Genomic DNA, 20,555 nt, shown 5'->3' on the forward strand with positions numbered 1-20,555 from the left:
TCATCAAGCAATCACTCATGATTATAACTATTTCGGACTCCGTCTCCTATGCAGAAATCATAAATTGGAAGCTCATTGATTATTTGAATACAAATCTAATATAGCTGAGTGAATAACGATGATGCGTTAAGTACTCTTTTAGCGCATTTATACTACAACCCACATAGTAAGCAATCCACAAGCGTATCACTTGCTTCGATTCAAGCAAGTATTCAACCATGCTTAATGTATCTGGACGTTTTTTTGCACGGAAAAAATGTTTGATTCCATTATATGAAGCGACGACCCTTCCTATCCACAATTGTCTATCTGCCTCACTAGACAGCAACGGTAATAATTGATTGAGAATAGCACTGAGTTGATCATGAAAATTTCCATCATGTTTTTGCGACATAGCGCCTATATGTTCAATAGCCACCCCCACGAGCAACACTTGTGTTTCAAGAGGTAAATATCTCTCATTCTCTAAAAGGCTAATAAAGGAATACGCGCCCGTAGGACGGGTTTGCAGTAACTCGAACCATTTATGTATTCCTTTTATACCAATATCCTGAAAACGAAATATTGAATCAGCCTTTTGTGCATGTCGAATCTCCTTGTGGCTCAAAGAAGGCACTTCAAATGTCGACAGTTTCCTGAATGCTACCGAACGGCTAGGAAATGGCTTATCGTCATTTCGAGCAATCTGTAAATCATTCATGTCGAGTTTGCATCCATATGCAATTTCCAATAATACTAGGAATGCCTGATGAATACGCAAATGTTCGGTAATATCAAGATGCTTGTGCGAGTACGTAGAGAAAACGGTATATGAATGCAGGGTCGCTTGCCCTCTTATTAAATTATCTGAAGCATCTCCACAAACTTGGATACGAGCACAGAAATTATTTTCACTAGAGATTCGCCCAATTTTAATCGGTTTTGCATTTTTTAGCCCATAGGCAATTATGGTATCTCTGTTTGTTTTAGCATTATTGGGCAGCCAGACAAACAAAGATGAATCTCCCCACCACTTATTGAGCGCAGGAATCATTGAACGCATACGATTGATTTTTAGATATTTAGAACCGATATGACTTAACGCGTAATCAGAAAGTTGGATAAGTCGTCGAACTGCTATCAAACGCCTAAAATTATACGGACCACCTCCATATGTAAAATCTGTATGTGCAATTTGGCAGTCTGAAAGCAGGTAACTCTTTTCACGTGGACCTGTGAAAAATGATATTGTTTCAGGACAAGGTTTCATTTTGGGCGCACTTATGGCGATTGCACCACTACTTTGTCGGTCCAGGCAAGATGGATCCAGTTGATCTAGATAATCTTCTTCCGGCCCCTTTTCTCCATTATGGAGTTCTAGCAACAGTCGACCATCGGACTCATATAACATGCCCGATGATAAGAAGTGATTATCTACATATGCTTTTCCCAATAAGGGAGCATCCAAAATCATGGTAATTTCCTTAAGAAAAGTGATATTAAATTTAAAGTGGAATTAATTCCAAACTCATGTCTATTTGTTCTTCGATATAGTCGCGCGCGTCTGCAAAAAAACGAGGATGTGACATCGCCGCCTTCCATACGGGCAGAATGGACGGCTTCCGCCACTCTCATCGCACGTATCTCTTGTTCCGTCATGTCAACCTCCTCATTGCAAACAACCATACCTACCGGAATAGGTTCCTGCAGAATCGGCAATCCCGTTCCGGAAAAGCGAATGTATTAATCAAAAGACATTTGCATAACCACCGCTACGCATCGCCAATAACATACCGATGAGCCAGAATGAGGCCCAGGCCATGATGCTAATCCGCGAATGACGCTGGTCAGAGTGGCAGGTACATTGGTCTTATGGCTAAGCGCAAACATATCGGCACTGTTGTTATTGCAATACTGGTCGCTATTCTGCTGGCGGTGGGCGTTTCCGGCTGGCTATTCTGGCAGTCGGCACAACGGGTAATCGGCGAGGCGCAGCAGGCGGGCGAATATGCGGCTGAAGCGCAGCAATCCGTCGGGCAGGGCGACTTCAAGCAGGCGCTTGAGCAGATGGACGGCGCGGGCAGTCACATCGTCGCGGCGCGCGACGAAACCCAGGGCATGCTATGGCAGGCCGCCGAATACGTGCCGTATTACGGTTCGGACGTGAAGGCGGTGCGCGGCATGCTGGATGCGGCCGCCGACGCCGCGACCAACGCCCTGCCCAAGATCGACAGTGCCGCGCAGGGCACGTTGGTGGACTTCAATATCGAAGAGCTGCTGTCCGGCATGAGCTTCTCCGACGGCACGTTGTCCATTCCCAAAATCGCCTCCATCAAGCAGGACTTGTCCGATGCTGGCGTGGTCTTGAAGCGCGTCAAGACGTCGATTTATGCGCTGCCGCAGCCCCACACGGAACAGATCACCGAAATGGTCGATCAGGGCAAGCAGGTGGTGGACCAGATTGATGAGACTTTCGACACCTTGAACACCATCATCGAGAAGATTCCGGGCTGACGTTGGTTCGTTCTTGTCAGGCGTACCATTCGGGTCGTCGCAGTTTCAGGAATGGTCGCTGCTTCCGAGCCATTGCGGTCTGCGTGAGATCGATGTCGGTGATAATCAACTGCTCTTGGTCATCGGCCTTGCTGACGACGTTGCCGTACGGGCCCACCACCACTGATTGGCCGGCGAACGTCACATCATCCTCCGTGCCGACCCGGTTGCACATGGCGATGGCCACCTGGTTCTGCATGGCCTGGACGCAAATCTCCCACAGGAACATCTCCAACGGTTCATCGGTAATATTCGCGGTCGGGATAATGACCAGATCGGCACCGGCATCGCCGGCCTGATCGCAGTAGGCCAAGGCCTTATCGGCGTTTTCGTCAATATCGTCGGTCATCGCCATCTGCGCCATCGCCAGTCTCATATCGTTTCCCCACCGCTAGACTGCAAGTCCACCTGTACATGACAATTGTGCTGTATTCCGGCGTCATCAGTCAATACACGCCAAATGTGAAAGCTATTAAATCTATACGGACAACACTATGCAGTCTTAGCAATGCTCCCCTCAGTCAGCTTCGCTGACAGCTCAACCGCAATTGAAGACGGTCTGACGACCGCGCTACATAGCTCGGCTGTCGCCTCGCCTTCGCCTACAAACAGCTCTGCTGTTTGCTTAACGGCTCAGCCTCAACGAGGGGAGCAAGTAGAGACGAGTAGTGCGTTACCGTTTCACGATTGAGCGCTTGGCAAGGTGTGGGGTTTTGTGTTGTTTGCGGTTGCGGCTGGCGGCCGACTTTTCGCGCTCGCGTCGGGCTTTCGTCTCCTCGCGGGCGGCCATCGCACGCTCCTCCTCTAGGGATGGCAGACCGGCTGCGGCACGGCGACGGTTGTCCTGCTCGTGGTCGCGCCTGGCCTTGCGCTCGCCTGCCGCCGAACCGAGCGTTGGGAACCATCGCAATTGACAGAGCGCCTGGCCGAGATTCCACAGATTGTTGGTCAACCAATAGAGCAGCACGAATGAGCATCCACTGAATCGCGAACAACGTCAGGCACATCAACGCCACGGCCACGCCGATGATGATGCGTGACTGCGGCGAGGCAACCGTGCCGAACGAGTCGGCGATGCGCACGCCGAATATGGACGATGATTCGATGTCGCCCGCCATGGCGTGGTCGATGCCGCCCAACGGTTCCGCATTCCCGTCGGCGATTGCGGGCAGGGATTGCAGCGTGTAGAACAGCGAGCACAGAATAGGCGCCTGGATCAGCGAAGGCAGGCAGGAGCCAAGCGGATTGGCGTTATGTCGCTGCTGCAAGGCCATGATTTCACGTTGCATGGCTTCTTTGGAACGCGGGTCCTTGCGCGCGGCGTACTTGTGCTGGATGCGTTGGATCTGCGGTTGGAGCACCTGTATCCGCTGCATCGCACGCATTTGGGAAAGGAAGAGCGGCAGCAGACAGATGCGGATGACGAGCACAAGGCACATGATCGCGATACCCCACGCGGGGCTGGGGCCAGCAGTCATGCCAAACGTGACCAGGGCGTGGTGAGACAGGGTGAGCAGTTGGGCGACGACCCATTCTAGGGGTCGCAGGATGTGGTTGAGGATATTGATGAAGTTCATTGGGATTCCTGATGAATTGACGAATCTGGGATGTGTTTTCCGAGTTCAAGCAACTGCAATCTGGTACGGCAACAGCTGGGAACTCCCCTCAGTCCGCTTCGCGGACAGCTCCCCTCAGAGAGGGGAACCAAATTAGGGGAGAAACAAGAACATCGCATAAATGCGTATCCACATGTCGCCTAAACAACACAATTGCGTTAGACCGTGGGGCGCAACGATGAGAGCTGAAAAGAGAAGCTAAATCAGATTCGGGAATCGGGAAGCGTGTAGCGGGGCCAGCGTGGCATCCATTGCGGGCGGGCCCATGAGCGGACGGCGTTCATCACCGTCGCATCGAAGCGAAAGCTGGCGGGCAACGGTCGGCGGCCGGCCGAACCTACGAACGACAACAGCACGACCGCGCAGCACGCACATACAGCCGTCACCGTGGCGGCGAAGACCATGGCGGCCAGGGCGGTCTGCGAATCACCGCCGGCAATCCAGCAGCCAGTGGCACTCAACGACAACAACAACGTCATCAACACGATGATGTCCGCCATCGGCATCGGACGCGACGGCACCCGGCCACGCGAAGCAACCACCGTCCATGTACCAGTCAAACGTTGCCGCAACGATTCCACACAGGCTACAGGCAGAAAAATCGGCATCAGCAACAGCACACATATGGCAAACCCCAGCCGGGTGCCAAGTGCAATGCCATTCATGATGTTCTACCCATTCCTTCTGAACCATACTTCCGCATGGAAGACGGCCCCAGTTTACTTTCCTGTAACACTGAACGCGCCGCGGGCTGGAATATATTTTGAGTCCTGAGTAGATCAGCCGTTCACAAGACCGATATCGCGACGGCGCAACACGAACATGTCCGAGAACATGGAAAAAACAAACAACAATCGATTTACCGTCGGGTTTCTGGCCTTTGGCCTCCTGTGAAGCACCGGCCTGTACGTGGTGGCCACCGTGCTGCTCCCCCAGCTGTTCAAGGACCTCGGCATCCTCAACCTTGCCACCACGCTTGGCCAGGCGGTCGGCCCCACCATCACCTCCGTGGTCAAGACCACGACCGGCACCTGCACGCCGGCGTTCGCCATCTTCATCATCATGGACGTGTGCGCCGCCATGTTCGTGCTGCGCATCCAGAAGGTGAAGTAGCCGCTGCGAGTGCCTATCTCCGTTTCAAGGGGCTGATTTTGACTCAGCATCATGCAGCGCAGCTATATCCCCGGTGCGGGTATACTGTTCCGGGCCGTCACGACGACGCCTATGGAACGCACGCATGGCAAAGAGAGAAACATGAGTCAGCCCGACACCGATACGGCGGCACAGTCGCCGTCCTCGCAACAGGAACCGCAGATTCAGGCGGATGGCCGTCGAAGCCATTCGGAACAGGTGAACCAACCAGCGCAAACCAGCCAGTCCGAGTCGTCACATGATGGCAAAGACGAGCACGCCCTACATACCAACCTGAAGCGCGGCATGGAATCCCGCCACCTGCAGATGATCTCATTAGGCGGCGTAATCGGCACCGGCCTGTTCCTGAGCTCCGGATACACCATCCAGCAGGCGGGCCCCATCGGCACGATCCTGGCATACAGCATCGGCGCGCTCATCGTCTATCTGGTCATGCTCACACTCGGCGAACTGTCCGTGGCCATGCCGGTGACCGGCTCCTTCCACGTGTATGCCGAAAAGTTCATCGGCCCCGGCCGGCACCGGCTTCGTGATCGCGATCCAGTATTGGCTCACCTGGACGGTGGCGCTCGGCTCCGAATTCACCGCCGCCGGACTGCTCATGCAACGTTGGTTCCCGGATAGCCCCACATGGGTGTGGAGCGCGGCGTGCATCATTCTCATCTTCACCTTGAACGCTTTGTCGGTGCGGTTCTTCGCCGAAGCGGAATTCTGGTTCGCCTCGATCAAGGTGTTCGCCATCTGCGCGTTCATCGTCATCGGCCTGCTCGCCATCTTCGGCGTTATTCCAATCGCCGGCTACCAGCATGCTCCGATGTTCGGCAACCTCGTCAAGGACGGTATCTTCCCCAATGGGTTCATGCCGGTGTTCGCCACGATTCTGACCGTCGACTTCGCGTTCTCCGGCACCGAGCTCATCGGCGTGACCGCCGGCGAGACGCGCGACCCGGAAACCGCCGTGCCGAAGGCCATCCACACCACGCTGTGGCGTCTGGTGCTGTTCTTCATCGGCTCGATCACCGTGATGTGCGCGCTGATCCCGTGGCGCCAGGCCGGCGTGGGCGAAAGCCCGTTCGTGCTCGCCTTCAACAGCATCGGCATCCCCTATGCGGGCGACATCATGAATTTCGTGGTGCTGACGGCCGTGCTTTCCGCCTCGAATTCCGGCTTGTACGCCTCCACGCGCATGGTGTGGTCGATGGGCAACGAGGGCATGATTCCGCGCTGGTTCGCCAAAACGAACCGCCGCGGTGTGCCGATGCTCGCCCTGTGCGCCGCGATGGCCGGCGGTCTGTTAGCGCTCCTGCCTCCCGTGATCGCCGCCTCGACCGTGTACCTGGTGTTGGTGGCGCTTTCCGGCCTGTCCGCCGTGGTGGTGTGGATTGCCATCGCCTACTGCCAGATCGTGTTCCGCCGCCGTTGGCTGGCTGCCGGCCATTCCGCCAGCGAACTCAAATACCGCACGCCCGGCTATCCGTACGTGTCTTGGGCGGCGTTCATCCTGTGCACCGCATCGTTCGTGTTGGTGATTTTCGACGTGGAGCAACGGTTCGCGCTCGTGGCCGAGCTCGTGTTCATCGTGGCCTGCTATGGGGCGTATTTCCTGCAACAGTGGGTACGCAAGCGCAAAAAGGCGACCGAGGCCGACGACCTCGATACGCCTTGATTCGCACGCGACTGAACACATGACCATGTTCGTGATACACGTCACTTCCTGAAGTACGTAGTCGTCATGGAATCACCCGCACGTTTCCCGTATCGGAGCTGTACGATAGCTGTGAGACAAGGGGGCCGTCAGATTTCGGGGGGAGTGTTCCGGTAACGGTCCGTGCGGCACGTATCAACTCGTGGATTCACGCCAAATTCAGTTCAACATGCCGATTCTCGTAAATGGCCAGAAGCGGAACAACGCCACACCTTGGATATCGTCGTATGGCACTTGCCCATTGTTGCCGTCGTCAAGATGGTATCGAGAATCTCTGGAATTGGAGCGATTATCACCAAGCACGAACACGTTGCCGTCAGTAACGGTTACGGAAAAAGGGCTGTCGCTTGGATTCACGCCGGACTTAAGATAAGCGCTTTCATCAATGGGTTTGCCGTTGACCGTGATGGGCTCCCCGGATCCCTTACAGGCGACGGTATCGCCGGGCAGACCGATGACGCGTTTGATTAGGTAACGATTGCTGTCGATTATCGACATCAGATTGGTGGGAAGCTGCTCCCCCTCCATCCAGTCTGCGGGATCTTTGAACACGATGATGTCGCCACGGTGCAGTGCAAAGAGTTTTGGAGTCAATCGCGAGGCAAATACACGGTCGCCGATTTGCAACGTGTCTTCCATGCTGCGGGATGGAATCACATATACGTTGAACACGAAGGTACGTCCCAGCAACACGACCAGCATCACCGCGATCACTGTCAGCAGATAGCCGCGAATTTCGCTCCAAACGGAGGGCTTTCGCGCGTGTCTCCTCGACTGGCCACGCGCTTTTTTGCTATGACGCCCCACCATCACATCCTTTCCGACCGATAACGCAACACCATAGTCCTCAAACCATGACGTTGCCTACGCCCATGTTTGAGCTCAGCTGTCACACCGGCGGTTCGCGCACGTCCAGTTCACAGGCGATACCGGTTTCCTTGCGGGCCATTCAGCCGCCTGTAATGCGGCGATGTTCCATAATGCGCACGGCACTCCGCCAAGGTCCGGATGCGATGCCCAGAATGTGAGGTCATCAGCGTATGCGGTGATGACCGATTCTTCCGTGACTGGCATAATCGTGTGGTACAAACGGTCCGCAAGCGTGGCCACGAATTCGTTGGCCGCGGCGAACGTGTCGATGAGATGCTGTTCGGCGGTCACCGGCGGGCCGACCAGCTCCCAGGATTCGACGTCCGTGGCACTCCAATGCGCGGCTTCGCCGTCCACATCGCGTTGCAAAGAGACGAACAGCCTGGCGAACTCATCCGAAGTCAGTCCCGTAACCCGGCGTCGGGTTGACAATTCAATCGGAGTCATCAGATACCGTTCCTTTCGCTTCGTTCATTCCGTTGTTTCGCTGTTTGGATTTGCTGCCAGCCGGTACAAAGCCCATCTCGCACACCTCACGATAGCCCAAACTACCGGCGTGGCCATGATTGCCAGCCCTACGACCAGTGGCCATGAGGAGACGGCGATTCCGGTCAGATTGGTCATGGCGGTGGAGACGTCGTACATGCCATGGGCCACGATCAGCGGTGTGATCATGCCCATACGGCGGTACAGCAGCACGGCGAGCACTGCAATCAGCACACGGTGACGTGCCGCCGGCGTAATGGTCTCATCGAGCATTGTCGGATGATTCGCGTGGCCCACAATCGAGACAGTATCGGTTTCCGTTCGGTTCATGCGGCCAGACTATCGCCCGTTCTTGCCGATTGCCTGTGAGCAGGTTCGGATAGGCTGGCGCGAGAACAATGCGAGAAAGAGGCAAGGATGACCCGGAAACAGTCGCAACAGCACGACGCACAACGCAAACCGTCCTGGCGCGTACGCTGGAAAACCATGAGCCGAGCCGTGGACATGGAAATCCGCGAACACAAAAACTCATTCGCGGTCTATGTGGTGCTGCGCATGCTGGTGCTCGCCATGGCAATACTCCAGTTCTTTAACGGCGACTACGAAAATGTGTTCCTGTGCATCCTGACGTTGCTGCTGCTGTTGGCGCCGGCGTTCATCCAGGTGCAGTTCCGCATCGAGCTGCCTTCGGTGCTGGAAGTCATCGTGCTGGTGTTCGTGTCCTCGGCTGAGATTCTTGGCGAGATCAGTTCGTTCTATGAGATCTTCCCGTTCTGGGACACGGTGTTGCATACGATGAACGGCTTCCTCGCTGCGGCGATCGGCTTCTCGCTGGTCGACCTGCTCAACCGGTCCAACCGGGTGAAGTTCGAGCTTCCGCCCCTGTACCTGGCGATCGTGTCCTTCTGCTTCTCCATGACCATCGGCGTGATCTGGGAGTTCTTCGAATTCGGCATGGACCAGTTGTTCGGGTTCGACATGCAGAAGGACGCCATCGTGCATTCCATCAGCTCGGTGATGCTCGGCCCCACGCACACCAACCATGCGATTCGCATCAACGACATCACCCAGGTCACGGTCAATGGCCAAAACTTGGGCCTCGGCGGCTACCTCGACATCGGTCTGATCGACACGATGGAGGATCTTATCGTCAACTTCATCGGCGCGGTCGTGTTCTCCGTGTTCGGCTTCCTATACGTGAAGAACCGCGGCAAGAAAGACTCCATCATCAGTCGGTTCGTGCCGCGCCGCAAGTCCGCCGACCGCGATTATCTGCGACTGGTGATCGACGGCGGGAACGCGGCTGGTGCCAAGGCCAAAGCCGGCGATGCCAACGCTGACGATAGCGCTAACGCCAGTGCGGCCGGCACCGATTCAGCTGATGCAGCCGGAGCCAAAGCCGGCAATGCCGACGCCGCTCCGACCGTCACCGCCAAGCCCTGAGTACGCTCTGCAGCACTTTCGAAGCGTCGAGCCTGTCGTGGCGGGTGGCGGCCTTGCGGTAGTGCTTCATGCGGTTGAAGACGCGTTCGGCCATGTTCCGCCCTCCCCGGGAGACGCCGACGGACCGGGAGCCCCCTTTTCCGGCGCCCCGGCCGCGTGCCGGCGGACCTCCACGCTCGTGGAGTCCATGGCGAGCACCCGGATCCCCACCCCGATGATCCGCCCCTCCTGCAATGCCGTGAACAGGCGCCCTGTCGCGCCGTTCTCGGCAAGCATATCGGCAATGCATTGAGGGAAGAGCTCAATGGATTTTCAGTTGTCGCAAAATTTGCGACAACTGCATCTGACGGTAAGACATACCAAGTCGAGCATTACAACTTGGATATGATCCTGTCGGTCGGATACCGCGTCAAATCCAAGGAAGGCATCTATTTCCGGCGATGGGCCAACTCAGTTCTGAAGCAGCATCTCGTTGATGGCTATACCATCAATCGCAAGCGGTCTGACGCACTTCACGCCGTCGTCAAGGTGCTATCGAGGTCCACCGAACCGGAAATTGCTGACACCGCCGAGATCTTGGAACGATATCTGCCGAGTCTAGTGCTGCTTAACGACTATGACACAGGCAATGTCCCTATACCCAAGGGCGACGAGTCCCAGTGGGTCTTGACCTATGAGGACGCGATGCTGTTCATACGGTCGATGCCGTTCTACACGCAATCCGATCTGTTCGGGAGGGAACGCAACGGTTCGTTCCAAGGAATCGTCGCAGGACTCTACCAGACGTTCGGAGGCGAAGAACTGTACCGTTCCACCCAGGAGAAAGCCGCGAACCTGCTGTATCAAGTTGTCAAGGATCACCCATTCTCCGACGGCAATAAACGTTGTGCCGCCGCACTGTTCGTGTATTTCCTGAACGGCAACGGTATACTGGGCGACGATGACTCCCTGCTTGTGGAGGGTAACGCCTTGGCGGCGATGACGCTGATGATTGCACTGTCCGCACCTGCAGAGAAGGACACGATGATCGCACTAGTCGAGAATTTCCTCATACGGCACGAATCACAGGAGATCAATTGAGAGACCGTCGATGAAGGGTGCGCATCAATCACGTTCTAGCATTGCGCGACTATCTGTACGAGTCGTCTGAACGATCTGCTGGGAGTGCTCTTCGCAGAAAAAACAACAGCAGACCGGAGACCGCATCCACTATGCGTTGTTCAACCCTTGGGCCGTGCGCAGCAATGGGGCAATGAACAGTTTCGATTCGCCACTGATGAAGCTGCTGGTGCGTGCCATTTACGCCATTGTGGGCGTCAGCGTCGAGGAGGCGATTGTCCCCATCACCCACTTGATCGACAACCCGCCGCACACCGCGCTGTCGGCGTTCATCAAGACCAAACCCGTCGATTTCACTATGAACACCTTCGACAGGGGCAAGGCGGTTCGGTTGGACGATATCACCAAAAAGCTGCTGAATCGCTAGCTGTCATAGCACAAGGCCTTAGGCAGAACACCCAGAAATCGAACGGGTAGATGGATCGCCTCTCCCCTTGACTTCCGGCAAGCGCACGCCTATCGTGGGTCGTATGGGGATTGCAATCAAACGCATATATGAAGAACCGGCTGCGTCGGACGGGTATCGGGTGCTGGTGGATCGCCTGTGGCCTCGCGGCATGACGAAAGAGCGTGCGGCGTTGGACCTGTGGATGAAGGACGTCGCTCCCTCTCCCCTCCTGCGCACATGGTTCGGCCATGACCCCGCCAAATTCGCGGAATTCCGCACTCGATACATCGCCGAGCTTGACGCCAATGCCGCCGTGGACAATCTGCGCCGCATCTGCGCGGAGCATCCCGACGTGACCCTGCTCTACGCCGCCAAAGACCCGCACGTCAATCACGCCCTCGTGCTGCGCGATTGTCTTGATTGAATATTGAATCAAGACAATCGTCGTTTCAGTCCATCTGCGAGGTTTTCGCCGATTTTCGTATCCTTGAATCGAAGCGCACAGTCGTCACTCCTTGGATTGCCAAGCAAAGGGATGCCTCCAAACCAAATCAACCCGTCATCGATTATGGCGGAATCGGAACACGATTCGACGGTCCGGACAATGCACCCAATAGCACGCAGCCGATTGATATTCCGTTCTATTCGTGTTCTGGTTGCCGCCGCAGCAGTCGCCGGCAAACGAACATAAACTTCGATGAGCGCTTTCCTGTCGGCCAGTCGGAGCAATTCATCATCAATCGCACTGAGCCCTTGTTGCGGCACATATTCAGCCGAGATAATCAGGGAACGTGCGCAACCGGCAATATCCTTGCGAAGTATCTCCGCATAATTCGTGGCCGCAACGATGCTGCCCTCGAATAATCCGTCAGACCGGGCATCGGACATCGCATCCGCAGCATCTTCGCCCTGCGTCGCAGCCGTCATGCGAGCGCGCAACGCTTCCGTCTTTGCGCTGAGCATGTCCGTTTTCTCAGTATGGTCAGGATTTACCGAATATCCTTGATTTGCGTATGCCTTCAGCCGTTTTCGATACATGACAGCGGATAACGGCACGGTCACGTCGATGTAATCATAGACACGAACCTCGGTCTTGCCATCATTCTCGCGATGAAGTCGCCCTACATATTGCGAGAGAGTACCCTCAAACGAGACCGGAGCGGCAAGCAGGAGTGTGTCGAAACGCTTCTGGTCGAATCCTTCTCCGATATAGCTGCCCGTAGCCACTACAGTCAGGCTCTCATTATTCGGCACCAAGGATAGATCATGCAATTTCTGTTGACGATCTTTCCTTGAACCGCCACCATGCAGCAACATCACATGGGTGCAACCGCTTTTTTCCAAAGCTTGCGACAATATTTTTGCATGGTCGATACGTTTGGTCAGAATCAGCGGAGTCCGTCCCTCTGTGATGAGCTTTTTCGCGTCTTTGAGAATCATCTGATTACGCTCATCGCTATTGCAAACAGCTTCCAGATACTCGTTGTATGTCACGGGTTCCATCAAGGGAAAACTCACAGCAGTAAATCTTGGGACCAATATTCGCGTGAATCGTTGGGCGACCATCTGGTCTATAACATCAACCGTGTAACGAATCGGACCACATTGCATGTACGTGATGCCTTGCAAACCGTCCTCGCGTTTAGGCGTTCCAGTTAACCCATAGACATATTTCGCAGTGACGGCGCGAGCAATTGCCGCATTATCCACAGATGCGACGTGATGGCATTCATCGAAAATGACCATACCGTAGCCGGTCACGCCATTGTTCCATCAGAGATGACGAACGGATGATGATCAATGTATTGGTTTTGCGCTTTGCTATTAGATCCGCGGCAATTACCGTTTTCCCGAAGCCAGTTGGTGCGACAAGAATTCCATCATCATATTCCAGCATTGTCTTCGCGGCTTCACTTTGTGGTGCACGGAGACTCCCGATGAATTTGACTCGAATACGTTTGCCCTGATTTCGTTCATCGTCGAATGTCACGGTGCATCCGGCATCCGTCAGCAACGCCACAACGGCTTCTCTGCATCCGCGCGGCAACAATATGCTGTCATCGGTTTCTTCGCCGCAATAGATGATGCGTGGCTTGTTATGCACAGGCTGTCTCATGGCCTGAGCCCGATAGAAGTCCGGATTGGCGAACGCGGCAAGACGGCGAACGGCATTCTGCGCAAGCGGAGTCAGATTTGTCTTTGATATTTCCAACATGCTGCGTTCAATGATGGTAATCGTCTCCGGAACGTCCGCATTAGAGAGTGGGGTACGGGAGCCAGTGCGCAAACTGCCGTTTCCCGTAGTCGGGGCTTGTTTGTCGGTCTTCTTTTTCTGGCCTACAGCATGAGGAATGGGCGAATCGAATTTCGCAAGATTGCCAAGAGGACCGGTATTGGAGGATGCCAGTGTAGCGATGGTATTCACTTGTTGCGCCGTGATTCGTTGTACGGGATCCAAGAATGCCCACTGATCGGCATAGGGGTTGAATTATTCGTCGACGAATACGCTATTCCCCGCATCTCTGGCCAATCGTTGCAGAGGCAACGCAATCAAATTCCCAAAGCCACCTGATGGCAGCAAATCCTGGTTGGGGAACATCCGGTCATACGAACGAAACCGAATATGCGTTTTCTGAGCGGCTTCCGATAACAGCGCAGTGCCCATTTTGCGAGCTTGTGCGGCTCCGATCTCTTCAGAGAAGAACATCCAAAGATGACCGCCATCCCCTGAACGGGATCGTTCCATGATTGGATGTAATCCGTGGTTTTCGCACACCCGTTTGGTTGCAATGATTTCCTCTTTCCACCCATCATCATCGAAATCGATGGCGAGGAACCAGACCTTGGAATCTTTGGAAAGCGGATAAAGTCCGACAACATTATGGAATTGCGAATCACGCTTTGTGAAATGGTCAAGGAGCACCTGATCTGTCAGTGGCTTGCATCGTCGTTGATCGGATGGAGTCGGCACACGCTTGCCGTTCGGCAAAGTCATCCATTCATTCCACGCAGCGGGTGCATACCCGACTCTGCCGGTCTTTTTGCTCAGGAATCCGTAAGCGTATACATCATCGCGGCCGCGGAACAAAGAACGAAAAAGCTGTATCTTCTGTGCCGCCGAACTGCGAGCAGTGATTTCAGCCACTACGCCGTTCGATGGTGAACTCACTTGGCTCGTGCAGCGACGCTGAGCCTCATATTGTTCGACGCCTGCGTTCCACTCGGCTTTAGTTGCGTACCGTAAATCATGGTCCAGCGATACTGTCTGATCTTCACCGGTCTTCTCAGCAGTCGCCCGGTAAGGAACGCACAGTATCACCGCATTGCCATCTCCGGCATGAGGAAGACGCCGGATAGACCGATAAAGGCTCCCTCCCAGAATCGAGATTACTGTTGTCATTTCCGTCTCCCTCGCCGAAACCATGTGCCTCCAGCAATAGTCAAAAGTACGCTACGGATACAAGACATTGGTTTTTCATCGGAGTCCCTATTCGACATAGGTCTGACTCGATTCCCTATATATGCCAATCACTGTTGTGTTTGCGAACTCCTTCGCTCATGGTGCCGAAAATGCATACATTTGGTTATTCGCTGTTTGCGGTGGGGCGGGCATAGGTTAGTGTTTCGGGTTCGATTCCCTGTCAAAAAATAATCGAGTGCGGGATTACGGCCGGTAAGGCTCCTATCGTGGATGCGGATGCACGCCAGTCTTACGGTGGTGCTTTCCCGAAACGTGGATTGCACGAGGTGTGGGACGGCACGCGGATTCGGCCGTTTTCCGCCCGCCGTCCCACAGCGCTCGCTATGAACGGTTGTGGATAATCATGGAGCTGTATCGGGAATCGGCGTTATTCCGCGGTTTCGACAGTTAATAGAACAAATAGAACAGCCGGCTTAGGCACGGCGCGGCAAATGGCGCAAACCGGCCGCGATAGTAGTAGCGTGGTGCATACCAGTACGACCATGCGAGGAGAACAGCCATGATCAATGAGGAATACAAGGCCATGCTTGGCGGCAAGTCTGTGATTCGCGAGCTGAGCGAGTACGCCACGAGCCGCGGTGCCGAAATCGGCTACCAGAACGTGTTCGATTACAGCCTTGGCAATCCCTCGGTGCCGGCTCCGAAATCCTTCACCGACGTCATGGCCGACCTCTACGAAAACGGCGATCCGGTGGCCATCCACGGCTACTCCCCCTCGCTCGGTATCCCATCCGTCAAGGACGCGATCGCCGAAAACCTCAACGAACGTTTCGGCATGACATACACCGGCAACCACATCTTCCCGACCACGGGCGCGGCGGGCGCGCTGTCCCACGCGATGCGTGCGGTGACCAAGCCGGGCGATGAGATCATCACCTTCGCCCCCTACTTCCCCGAATACCAGCCGTACGTCAAGGGCGCCGGCGCCAAGCTGACTATCGTGCCGGCCGACACCGAGAACTTCCAAATCAACTTCGACGCATTCGAGGCTGCACTTAACCCGAACGTGCAGGTCGTGCTTATCAACACCCCGAACAACCCGTCCGGCGCGGTGTATTCGGCGGACACGCTCAAGCGTCTGGCCGCGATCCTGACCGCCAAGCAGGCCGAATACGGCCACGATATCTTCCTGATCAGCGACGAACCGTACCGCGAAATCGTGTTCGACGGCGCCACCCAGCCCTACCCGGCCAGCTTCTACGCGGACTCGCTGACCTGCTACTCGTGGTCGAAGTCGCTGAGCCTGCCGGGCGAACGCATCGGCTATGTCGCGGTGAACCCCACAGCCACCGACGCCGACCTGCTCGTGCCCATGATGGGCCAGATCTCGCGCGGCACCGGCCACAACTGCCCGCCGAGCTCGATTCAGCTGGGCGTGGCCAAGGTCATCGACCAGACCGCCGATCTCAACGTCTACGAGACGAACATGAACCTGCTCTACGATGCGCTGACCGGCATCGGATTCGACGTGGTACGCCCCGGCGGCACGTTCTACATCTTCCCCAAGGCGCTGGAGGACGACGCCGTGGCGTTCTGCATGAAGGCCAAGGAATACGACCTGATCCTCGTGCCGTCCGACAGCTTCGGCGTGCCCGGATACTTCCGCATGGCCTACTGCATCGACACGGAGAAGGTCAAGCGCTCGATCCCCGTGCTCGAAAAGTTCGCCCACGAGGTGTACGGCCTGTAAACACGGACCGCAAGTAACAAACACAAGAAAGGGGTTGCCATGGAATACACCGAAGACGCCGATCGCCGCGAACTGCTGCTGCACAGCGCCTATGACTCCGATACGGTCCGGGTCATGGAGCGACCCCTGCTGGACAAAGGCGTGCCGCTGATGCGCATGGCCGCCCAGGCCGCGGCCCACATGGCGGCCGGTATGCTGGACGACGAGGATCTGGCGCTGGAGGACACGTCGATCGTGCTGCTGACCGGGGCCGGAGACAATGGTGGCGATGGTCTGTTCGCGGCCGCCGCGCTGGCCCAGGAGGGTGCGAACGTCACCGCCATCGCCGTGGGCCGGTCGTTGCATGAGGCCGGATTCGCCTCGTTCGTGCGCGCCGGAGGCAAGGTGCTGGTGCTTGATCCCGCGGCTGATATTCCCGGTTGCGCGTCCGGGTTTTCCGCCGGTGAGGCCGGCGAGCGATTGCAGACCGCCATCGCCGTGGCCAGGAAATCGCATCTGATCATCGACGCGATGACCGGCATCGGCATCCAAGGCTCGCTACGCGGCATTCCCACCGCACTCGCCTCCGCCCTTGGCCTCGACGGCGAGGCTCCCGATGAGCCCGCCCTGCCGAACCGTGAGTCGTCAGGCGATTTTCCGCTGGTACTTGCCGTGGATACGCCATCCGGCGTCGGTGTGAACGATGGTTCTCTGCCCGGCCCGTACATTCCGGCCACGGTCACGGTCACGTTCGGCGCGATGAAGCCGTGCGCGGTGCTGCCGCCCGCCACGTTCGCCTGCGGCCGTATCGAGTTGTTCGATTTCGGATTCGATATCGACGACAAGGATCCGGACGTCGAGGTGGTGGATAATTCGTTCGCGTCCGACGCGGTCCGTCTCCCCCGGTTCGAGGATTCCAAATACTCCCGGGGCGTGGTTGGTCTGGTGACCGGCTCGCAGCGCTACCCCGGTGCCGCCGTGCTCACCACCAGCGCCGCCGCCCGCGCGAACACCGGCATGGTCCGGTATCTGGGCCCGGAGCGCGCGCAGAACATGGTGCTCGCCGCACTGCCGGAAGCCGTGATCGGCAAGGGACATGTGCAGTCCTGGGTCGTGGGGTCCGGCGTGCCCGAGGCTAGCGTCGAGGGCGCCGACGGCGATATGCAGCGGGACACCATCGCCGCATTGCTCAAGCATTACGCGCTCGGCAGCGAGGATGAGAACAAGGACGCCTACGACATGCCACCGATCGTGGTGGATGCCGGCGCACTCGACCTGCTGCCGGAGCGTGTGCCCGGCCAGGTGGTGATCACGCCACATGCCGGCGAAATGGCGAAACTGCTCAACCGGTTCGAAACCGCCGCCAGCACCGCGGAGCATGCCGATTCGCACGAGCCGTACACCGCCGACGACGTGCGGTTGAACCCGTTGGCCAGCGCGAAGCGCGCCCACGAGCTCACCGGCGCCACCGTATTGCTGAAGGGCGCGGTGACCATCGTGGTGGATGAGGACCACGTCTATGCGTCGGGCAGCGCGCCGGCCTGGCTGGGCACCGCCGGCGCGGGCGACGTGCTGGCCGGTCTGACCGGCGCCCTGCTCGCCCAGCAGGATGATGCGGCCACCACGGCCGAGACCGTGGCCTCGGCCGCATACCTGCATGGCCTGGCGGCGGCGATCGCCTCCGAATCCGATCAGCAGGGCTGGCAGGAGCCGGAACTGATCGGCCGCGAGCATCGCCAGCGCTTCATAACGCTCGGCCACCCGATCGTGGCCGGCGATGTGATCCACGCCATCCCCGAAGCCATCGCCGACGTCATCGCATAACCTTGTTGACCTCCCTCTGACAAGGGAGGTGTCTCGGCAAAGCCAAGACGGAGGGAGAGAAACATAAGCCTCAAACTCCACATACCCCGACCTATACACAAACCCCGTACACTAAATCGCAGACCCCACTCAACGATCCCAACAACACAAGGAGCATCATGGCCAACTCCCCTATCACCGACGTGATTTTCGACTTCTGCGGCGTGCTGCTGGACTGGAACACCCGCGCATGTCTGGAAGGCCGATTCCCCGATGAGATCGTGGAACGCATCTGCGACGACGACGACCCCTGCGGCTTCTTCCACTACGAGGACCGCATGGACGTCGGCGAGGATTTCGCGGACATCTACCCGGATGTGGTGCGCGAGCAAGGCCAGGAACTCGCCGACATCTTCAAGTTCTACATCGGCCACTACGCGGACGCGCTGCCCCGCACGCTTCCGGGCATGGTCGAGCTGCTGGCGGATTTGAAGGCCCACGGCTACGGCGTATGGGGTCTGACCAACTGGTCGCATGAGACCTTCCACCTGGCCTTCGAGAAGTACCCGCGCCTTGAACAGCTGTTGCAGGGCACCGTGATCTCCGGCGTGGAGAAGATGCACAAGCCGAACGCCGACATCTACGAGCTGGCCCTGACCCGTTTCGGCCTCACGGCCGAGCGCTGCGTGTTCTTCGACGACACCGCCAAGAACATCGTCGGCGCCAACGAGGTCGGCATCCACGGCATCCTCTTCGAGAACGCGTCGCAGGCACGCGAATCGCTCGCCGAACTCGGCGTATGCCTGTAAGTCGCCAAACGTTGCATCGCGGCAGTTGAAGTCTGTGGACCCGTCCTTGACGACGGTGACCGGCCGTTTGGCGACCGGCATGTCGCACTGTTCGGTGAGCACTTCGACGACGCGGCGCGCGGCACCATGCGCAGAATCATCATGAAGGCGTTCTGGATGTTCATCACGTCGGCGCCGAGTCTGGTCACTAGGCTCGGCGTGGAGAAGCGGTCTATGTTGGAGAAGGAGAAGGTCTGGATGGCATCGTACTGGTCCTGCCTCAGGTTCCGAGCGAAGCCGGCCGCGGCCTTGGAGCCGAACACGGATCCCAGGCAGCCGACGGTCAGACCGCACAGCATCAGCACTTTGACAACCCTCACGCTTGGCCCTTCCCGCTCGTGTCGATGTCATTAGGTTACCGATGTGGCGCATATCCCGTTACACAGCGTCCGCGATATGCGAGGCGTCTCATATTGTGTCGCCATAGTGGATTGATGAGGTTATAAACCCGTGTGGCGACCATCCCTAGCGATATAAATAGACTTTATGACACTGCTGCAGCTGAAATACATCGTCAAAATCGTCGAGTGCGGCTCGATGAACGAGGCCTCCCATGCCCTGTACGTCTCCCAGCCGGCCCTGAGCTCGTCGGTCAAGGAATTGGAGAACGAGCTGGGCATCGAGATCTTCACCCGCTCCTCGCAGGGCATCGCCCTGACCGTGGACGGCGCGGAATTCCTGACCTACGCCCGCCAGGTGCTCGACCAGGCCGACCTGCTCGAAGAGCGCTACAAGCACGCCAAACCACGCAAGCAGCTGTGCCAGGTCTCCACCCAGCACTACATGTTCGCCGTCGAGGCGTTCGTGGAGATGATCAACTCCATCAAGTCCGACGAATACGAGTTCACCATCCGCGAGACCCGCACGCGCGACATCATCAACCAGGTCGCCAACATGCAGTCCGAAATCGGCATCATCTACCTGTCCGATTTTAACAAGGACGTGATCGGCAAGCTCCTGCGCGAGAAGCACCTCGGATTCCACCCGCTCTTCCGCGCGCCGCTGCACGTGTTCATCTCGCGCAACAACCCGCTGGCCGCCAAGAAGGTCATCACCATGGAGGACCTGAAACCTTACCCGTTCATCCAGTACGAGCAGGGCGAGGAAGGCTCGTTCTACTTCTATGAGGAAGCGGTCTGGCCGGAGTACTCCCCCAAGCAGATCAACGTGACCGACCGTGCCACAATCCTGAACTTCATCATCGGCCTCAACGGCTACACAGTGTGCACCGGCATCGACAACGGCGACCTCAACAACGAGAAGATCGTCACCGTGCCGCTCGACACCGACGAAACGATGTTGGTCGGCTGGATCACGAACGAGCGTTCCAAGCTCTCCAAGGCCGCCGAAACCTATCTCGACAAGCTCAAGTCCGTAGTCTCCGACCACGGCTACAAGCTCATCGACTAGTCAATTTTTGGCTCTTCGGGTGTTTGTGTGGGT

At 56.9% G+C, this 20,555-nt stretch carries 19 protein-coding genes and 4 pseudogenes; 11 read left to right on the forward strand and 12 right to left on the reverse strand.

The features are described from left to right. Positions 1-79: 79 nt before the first annotated feature. Positions 80-1,453, reverse strand: coding sequence for a hypothetical protein (locus ACEUKI_RS05025; RefSeq protein ID WP_374156581.1), 1,374 nt, complete (start codon positions 1,451-1,453; stop codon positions 80-82). A 398-nt stretch (positions 1,454-1,851) separates the two neighbouring features. On the opposite strand from ACEUKI_RS05025, the gene ACEUKI_RS05030 reads away from it, so the two are divergent. After that, a complete protein-coding gene (locus ACEUKI_RS05030; protein ID WP_115770740.1) occupies positions 1,852-2,493 on the forward strand; it encodes a moaA protein in 642 nt (213 codons plus the stop codon). A 16-nt stretch (positions 2,494-2,509) separates the two neighbouring features. On the opposite strand, the gene ACEUKI_RS05035 is transcribed toward ACEUKI_RS05030, so the two are convergent. The 3 genes from ACEUKI_RS05035 to ACEUKI_RS05045 all read right to left on the reverse strand — a co-directional run bounded on the left by ACEUKI_RS05035 (position 2,510) and on the right by ACEUKI_RS05045 (position 4,813). Continuing rightward, on the reverse strand, positions 2,510-2,908 hold the full coding sequence (locus ACEUKI_RS05035; protein ID WP_115770741.1) for a carbon-nitrogen hydrolase family protein: 399 nt from the start codon (positions 2,906-2,908) through the stop codon (positions 2,510-2,512). 226 nt (positions 2,909-3,134) lie between these two features. Further along, positions 3,135-4,109 carry a membrane protein insertase YidC gene (yidC, locus tag ACEUKI_RS05040; protein WP_236838447.1) on the reverse strand — a complete coding sequence of 325 codons (975 nt, stop codon included), beginning with the start codon at positions 4,107-4,109 and terminating at the stop codon, positions 3,135-3,137. A gap of 242 nt (positions 4,110-4,351) precedes the next feature. Then, positions 4,352-4,813 (reverse strand): hypothetical protein, encoded by a 462-nt coding sequence (locus tag ACEUKI_RS05045; RefSeq protein WP_115770742.1) that lies wholly within the window; start codon positions 4,811-4,813, stop codon positions 4,352-4,354. A gap of 256 nt (positions 4,814-5,069) precedes the next feature. Between ACEUKI_RS05045 and ACEUKI_RS05050 the strand changes: the two genes are divergently transcribed. Further along, entirely contained in the window at positions 5,070-5,261 is a 192-nt protein-coding gene (locus tag ACEUKI_RS05050; RefSeq protein WP_080785029.1) for a permease, read from the forward strand. Positions 5,262-5,402: 141 nt separating this feature from the next. Further along, positions 5,403-6,966: pseudogene (locus ACEUKI_RS05055) on the forward strand (amino acid permease). 198 nt (positions 6,967-7,164) lie between these two features. On the opposite strand, the gene lepB reads toward ACEUKI_RS05055, so the two are convergent. The 3 genes and pseudogenes from lepB to ACEUKI_RS05070 form a co-directional block, all read right to left on the reverse strand. Continuing rightward, on the reverse strand, positions 7,165-7,815 hold the full coding sequence (gene lepB, locus ACEUKI_RS05060) for a signal peptidase I (RefSeq protein ID WP_115770743.1): 651 nt from the start codon (positions 7,813-7,815) through the stop codon (positions 7,165-7,167). A 79-nt stretch (positions 7,816-7,894) separates the two neighbouring features. Continuing rightward, positions 7,895-8,322 (reverse strand): annotated as a pseudogene (locus ACEUKI_RS05065) (hypothetical protein). 24 nt (positions 8,323-8,346) lie between these two features. Further along, positions 8,347-8,691 carry a hypothetical protein gene (locus ACEUKI_RS05070; protein ID WP_179133404.1) on the reverse strand — a complete coding sequence of 115 codons (345 nt, stop codon included), beginning with the start codon at positions 8,689-8,691 and terminating at the stop codon, positions 8,347-8,349. Between the two features lie 87 nt (positions 8,692-8,778). Here ACEUKI_RS05070 and ACEUKI_RS05075 point away from each other — a divergent pair, with 87 nt between their 5' ends. The 4 genes from ACEUKI_RS05075 (at position 8,779) to ACEUKI_RS05090 (ending at position 11,735) form a co-directional block, all read left to right on the forward strand. Beyond that, positions 8,779-9,804, forward strand: coding sequence for a hypothetical protein (locus tag ACEUKI_RS05075; protein WP_251848148.1), 1,026 nt, complete (start codon positions 8,779-8,781; stop codon positions 9,802-9,804). A 156-nt stretch (positions 9,805-9,960) separates the two neighbouring features. After that, positions 9,961-10,884: a RhuM family protein gene (rhuM, locus tag ACEUKI_RS05080; RefSeq protein ID WP_251848149.1), complete on the forward strand. Its 924-nt coding sequence runs from the start codon at positions 9,961-9,963 to the stop codon at positions 10,882-10,884. Between the two features lie 196 nt (positions 10,885-11,080). Continuing rightward, the gene (locus ACEUKI_RS05085; protein WP_251848151.1) at positions 11,081-11,290 is read left to right on the forward strand and encodes a hypothetical protein; all 210 of its coding nucleotides are present in this window, start codon (positions 11,081-11,083) and stop codon (positions 11,288-11,290) included. A gap of 103 nt (positions 11,291-11,393) precedes the next feature. Next, positions 11,394-11,735 carry a DUF488 domain-containing protein gene (locus ACEUKI_RS05090; protein WP_080784829.1) on the forward strand — a complete coding sequence of 114 codons (342 nt, stop codon included), beginning with the start codon at positions 11,394-11,396 and terminating at the stop codon, positions 11,733-11,735. A gap of 8 nt (positions 11,736-11,743) precedes the next feature. Here ACEUKI_RS05090 and ACEUKI_RS05095 read toward each other — a convergent pair whose 3' ends face one another. The 4 genes and pseudogenes from ACEUKI_RS05095 to ACEUKI_RS05110 all read right to left on the reverse strand — a co-directional run bounded on the left by ACEUKI_RS05095 (position 11,744) and on the right by ACEUKI_RS05110 (position 14,711). Next, positions 11,744-12,922 (reverse strand): helicase-related protein, encoded by a 1,179-nt coding sequence (locus ACEUKI_RS05095; protein WP_336623715.1) that lies wholly within the window; start codon positions 12,920-12,922, stop codon positions 11,744-11,746. 78 nt (positions 12,923-13,000) lie between these two features. Beyond that, positions 13,001-13,057, reverse strand: a pseudogene (locus ACEUKI_RS05100) (hypothetical protein); the annotation flags it as partial. Further along, on the reverse strand, positions 13,041-13,736 hold the full coding sequence (locus ACEUKI_RS05105; RefSeq protein ID WP_144169400.1) for a DEAD/DEAH box helicase family protein: 696 nt from the start codon (positions 13,734-13,736) through the stop codon (positions 13,041-13,043). The gene ACEUKI_RS05105 and the pseudogene ACEUKI_RS05100, both read right to left, overlap by 17 nt. 63 nt (positions 13,737-13,799) lie before the next feature. Further along, positions 13,800-14,711: a hypothetical protein gene (locus ACEUKI_RS05110; RefSeq protein WP_144169401.1), complete on the reverse strand. Its 912-nt coding sequence runs from the start codon at positions 14,709-14,711 to the stop codon at positions 13,800-13,802. Positions 14,712-15,291: 580 nt separating this feature from the next. Here ACEUKI_RS05110 and ACEUKI_RS05115 point away from each other — a divergent pair. The 3 genes from ACEUKI_RS05115 to ACEUKI_RS05125 all read left to right on the forward strand — a co-directional run bounded on the left by ACEUKI_RS05115 (position 15,292) and on the right by ACEUKI_RS05125 (position 19,073). Further along, positions 15,292-16,482 (forward strand): pyridoxal phosphate-dependent aminotransferase, encoded by a 1,191-nt coding sequence (locus tag ACEUKI_RS05115; RefSeq protein WP_144169402.1) that lies wholly within the window; start codon positions 15,292-15,294, stop codon positions 16,480-16,482. Positions 16,483-16,521: 39 nt separating this feature from the next. Continuing rightward, positions 16,522-18,285 (forward strand): bifunctional ADP-dependent NAD(P)H-hydrate dehydratase/NAD(P)H-hydrate epimerase, encoded by a 1,764-nt coding sequence (locus ACEUKI_RS05120; RefSeq protein ID WP_374156582.1) that lies wholly within the window; start codon positions 16,522-16,524, stop codon positions 18,283-18,285. 158 nt (positions 18,286-18,443) lie between these two features. Continuing rightward, positions 18,444-19,073 carry an HAD family phosphatase gene (locus ACEUKI_RS05125; RefSeq protein WP_144169403.1) on the forward strand — a complete coding sequence of 210 codons (630 nt, stop codon included), beginning with the start codon at positions 18,444-18,446 and terminating at the stop codon, positions 19,071-19,073. A gap of 113 nt (positions 19,074-19,186) precedes the next feature. Here the strand turns inward: ACEUKI_RS05125 and ACEUKI_RS05130 are convergent. Beyond that, positions 19,187-19,411 (reverse strand): annotated as a pseudogene (locus ACEUKI_RS05130) (ABC transporter transmembrane domain-containing protein); the annotation flags it as partial. A 187-nt stretch (positions 19,412-19,598) separates the two neighbouring features. Here ACEUKI_RS05130 and ACEUKI_RS05135 point away from each other — a divergent pair. Further along, a complete protein-coding gene (locus tag ACEUKI_RS05135; protein ID WP_080784835.1) occupies positions 19,599-20,522 on the forward strand; it encodes a LysR family transcriptional regulator in 924 nt (307 codons plus the stop codon). Positions 20,523-20,555 lie beyond the last annotated feature (33 nt).

It is taken from the genome of Bifidobacterium sp. 2450 (genome assembly GCF_041900695.1).
Lineage (GTDB): Bacteria > Actinomycetota > Actinomycetes > Actinomycetales > Bifidobacteriaceae > Bifidobacterium > Bifidobacterium longum.

Bases quoted from the DNA above. Each gene is read 5' to 3' on its own strand.
- ACEUKI_RS05095 (WP_336623715.1), bottom strand. From the start codon at position 12,922: ATGCAATGTGGTCCGATTCGTTACACGGTTGATGTTATAGACCAGATG.
- ACEUKI_RS05085 (WP_251848151.1), top strand. From the start codon at position 11,081: ATGAAGCTGCTGGTGCGTGCCATTTACGCCATTGTGGGCGTCAGCGTC.
- ACEUKI_RS05135 (WP_080784835.1), top strand. From the start codon at position 19,599: ATGACACTGCTGCAGCTGAAATACATCGTCAAAATCGTCGAGTGCGGC.
- ACEUKI_RS05030 (WP_115770740.1), top strand. From the start codon at position 1,852: ATGGCTAAGCGCAAACATATCGGCACTGTTGTTATTGCAATACTGGTC.
- ACEUKI_RS05110 (WP_144169401.1), bottom strand. From the start codon at position 14,711: ATGACAACAGTAATCTCGATTCTGGGAGGGAGCCTTTATCGGTCTATC.
- ACEUKI_RS05045 (WP_115770742.1), bottom strand. From the start codon at position 4,813: ATGAATGGCATTGCACTTGGCACCCGGCTGGGGTTTGCCATATGTGTG.
- lepB (WP_115770743.1), bottom strand. From the start codon at position 7,815: ATGGTGGGGCGTCATAGCAAAAAAGCGCGTGGCCAGTCGAGGAGACAC.
- ACEUKI_RS05075 (WP_251848148.1), top strand. From the start codon at position 8,779: ATGACCCGGAAACAGTCGCAACAGCACGACGCACAACGCAAACCGTCC.
- yidC (WP_236838447.1), bottom strand. From the start codon at position 4,109: ATGAACTTCATCAATATCCTCAACCACATCCTGCGACCCCTAGAATGG.
- ACEUKI_RS05025 (WP_374156581.1), bottom strand. From the start codon at position 1,453: ATGATTTTGGATGCTCCCTTATTGGGAAAAGCATATGTAGATAATCAC.
- ACEUKI_RS05120 (WP_374156582.1), top strand. From the start codon at position 16,522: ATGGAATACACCGAAGACGCCGATCGCCGCGAACTGCTGCTGCACAGC.
- ACEUKI_RS05070 (WP_179133404.1), bottom strand. From the start codon at position 8,691: ATGAACCGAACGGAAACCGATACTGTCTCGATTGTGGGCCACGCGAAT.
- ACEUKI_RS05035 (WP_115770741.1), bottom strand. From the start codon at position 2,908: ATGAGACTGGCGATGGCGCAGATGGCGATGACCGACGATATTGACGAA.
- ACEUKI_RS05125 (WP_144169403.1), top strand. From the start codon at position 18,444: ATGGCCAACTCCCCTATCACCGACGTGATTTTCGACTTCTGCGGCGTG.
- ACEUKI_RS05090 (WP_080784829.1), top strand. From the start codon at position 11,394: ATGGGGATTGCAATCAAACGCATATATGAAGAACCGGCTGCGTCGGAC.
- ACEUKI_RS05115 (WP_144169402.1), top strand. From the start codon at position 15,292: ATGATCAATGAGGAATACAAGGCCATGCTTGGCGGCAAGTCTGTGATT.